This is a genomic window from Desulfurella sp. (assembly GCF_023256235.1).
Lineage (GTDB): Bacteria > Campylobacterota_A > Desulfurellia > Desulfurellales > Desulfurellaceae > Desulfurella.
The window spans coordinates 3,492-6,074 of sequence record NZ_JAGDWY010000073.1 but is presented as its reverse complement, the minus strand read 5'-3'; the positions used below and the strand labels follow the sequence as shown (position 1 = coordinate 6,074).

The window sequence follows — 2,583 nt, the reverse complement described above, 5'->3', positions numbered from 1 at the left end:
TAATCATCCTCAACTACAACGGCTGGACTGATACTATAGAGTGCTTGGAAATAGAATAGATATCATATTTTATGATATATATAAGCTAGGTTTTGGTATAATTATAATTAATCATGAAATACAAGGTATGCGTAGTAACTGTAACGTATGGAGATAGATTTCACTTGTTGAAACAAGTTATAGACGCATCTTTTAATGAAGGGGTCCACAAAATCATAGTAGTAGACAATGCTTCTTCCGAAAATAGCAGAAATCAACTTAAAGAATATGAAAAAAGCTTAAAAGATAAACTCAAAGTTATCTATTTAGATGAAAATACTGGCTCAGCAGGCGGGTACAAAAGAGGATTAGAAGAAGCATACAAATGTGAAGATTGCGAGTTTATATGGCTTTTAGACGATGACAATAAACCTTTAGAAAATTCTTTAAAAGTGCTATTAGATTTTTGGGATTCTTTAGATGTTGAAAATAAAGAAGAAAACGCTGCTTTATTCGCTTTTAGACCTCGAAAGTCAGCTTTTATACAAATTAAAAAGTTAATAACAATAGAGAATAAAACTAATTTAACTCATATTAGGAATAGCTTTCTTGGATTTCATATAAAGGAATTACACAAAAAAGTTTATAGATATCTAACGAGAAAAATTTTTAAATTAGAAAAACCCACACCATATAATGCTTATAACCAAAAACGTAGTCAATTTGGTACTATATGCGATGCTACTTATGGAGGGTTACTGTTTCATAAGAGTATTCTCAAAAAAATTGGTTATCCTAACGAAAGATTCTATGTTTATGTTGATGATTCAGAATGGTCGTACAGAATAACAAAAACAGGCGGGAAAATTTATATCGTATTAGATAGCGAGATAGAAGATCTACACTTATCCAGCTATGAGAACTGGGACTCCAAAGAACCAGGATCATTTTTAGCAAAAGGTGACCCATTTGTAGTTTATTATAGTGTTAGAAATGATGTAGTTTATAAACTAGATAATTTTGTGGACAATAAAATAATTTATTTTATTAACTTATTTTTATATTTAACTATAATCACTCTAATAAATCTACCAGACATGAAAAATGCTAAAATAATCTTAAAAGCAATAAGAGATGGATATAAAAGAAGATTGGGAAAAGTAGACTTTTTAAATAATAGGCTTGACAAGTCTAAAAGAGTGGAGGTTTTAGATGGAAAGATTAAATAAGCCTTTGCTGTATATACCTTTCAAAAGATTACAGATTGTCGCAAAAGTTTTTGAGCAGATAGGAAAAGTTAAACCTTACAAGCTATATATATTCTCAGATGGCCCAAGGAATGAAGAAGAAAAAATAAAAGTTAATAAAGTTAGAAGCTATATAATAAACAACATAGATTGGGATTGTGAAGTGAAGACAATGTTCATGGATAAAAATCTTGGGGCAGCTTTTGGAGTAAATAGTGCAATAGAATGGTTTTTTTCTAACGAAGATGAAGGCATAGTATTAGAGGAAGATTGTTTACCTTCGGATAGTTTTTTTAGATTTTGCAGTGAACTTCTAGATTTGTACAGAGATAATAAGCAAGTAGGTATAATACAGGGTTTTAATCCATTTCCAAAAGAAAATTATCCCTATAGTTATTGGTTCAGCAAGTACGATATAAAGTGGGGTTGGGCAACTTGGAAAGACAGATGGCAATATCAGGATATATATACCAAAGATTGGCAAAAAGTAAGAAAAACAGATTTTTTAGATAAGGTAAGCAATAATAATATAATGATTAGGTTATGGTGGAGTGCAATATTCGATGAAATACATAGACATCCTAATATTACATGGGACACACAATTTACTTATCAATTTCTTAAAAGAGATTTATTAGCATTAACACCAAAAAATAATTTAATAATTCATATTGGATATGGAGATGAGGCATATACTGCCAAATTTAACATTCCTAACTATATCAGAAATTTAGGTCTTCAAGAAATAGAATTTCCACTCACTCACCCAAGAGAACTTATAACTGACTCTAATTATGATAAGCTAGTTGAGAAAATTCACTATGAAATTGGTATTCCAAAAGTGTTAAGGCTTCAAATTAAAAATATATTAGACTCTAATAAATATACACGAGATACAATTTTACCAGTTCTCAAAAATATATATAAAAAATACAGAAAATAATAAAGAAGACATAGAGACTCTTCTTGCAGGCGAAAGCCTTTTTAACGACGGGATAAGCCTTGTTCTATATGAGGTTTTTTTAAACCTGAATCTTCATAAAGCCGCCCATATTTTTCTGGGATTGCTGCTCCAGAGGAGAAATGTGTTTTTTAAAGTAAAGTAAAGGAGTATAACGAGCATAGGTAAATTCCTTTGTTATTAATCTAACTGTTTCCATGAAGATTCTGTCTTCTTCTTCACTTAGCTGATAAAAAAGTGGCTTTGGATTTTCTACTTCTGGAAATTTAACATTATTTCTTTTTAAATCCTCTACGAAATATTTTTCAATCTCAGTTCTTGTTCTTCTGACCATTATGTGTTTTAAAACTTTATCACGAATTTCTTTGGCAATATCTTTTGTCATTTCAATAAATT

The 2,583-nt window shown here is 29.8% G+C and carries 2 protein-coding genes and 1 pseudogene; 2 read left to right on the top strand and 1 reads right to left on the bottom strand.

The window, feature by feature from the left end; translation table 11 throughout:
* Window positions 1–113: 113 nt before the first annotated feature.
* Complete coding sequence (locus Q0C22_RS07930; RefSeq protein WP_291493531.1) at window positions 114–1,208, top strand: glycosyltransferase; 1,095 nt, start codon at window positions 114–116, stop codon at window positions 1,206–1,208.
* On the top strand, window positions 1,192–2,169 hold the full coding sequence (locus Q0C22_RS07925; RefSeq protein ID WP_291493528.1) for a hypothetical protein: 978 nt from the start codon (window positions 1,192–1,194) through the stop codon (window positions 2,167–2,169). The genes Q0C22_RS07930 and Q0C22_RS07925 overlap by 17 nt, the downstream gene beginning before the upstream one ends.
* Window positions 2,170–2,248: 79 nt before the next feature.
* On the opposite strand, the pseudogene Q0C22_RS07920 reads toward Q0C22_RS07925, so the two are convergent.
* Window positions 2,249–2,583: pseudogene (locus Q0C22_RS07920) on the bottom strand (helicase); the annotation flags it as partial.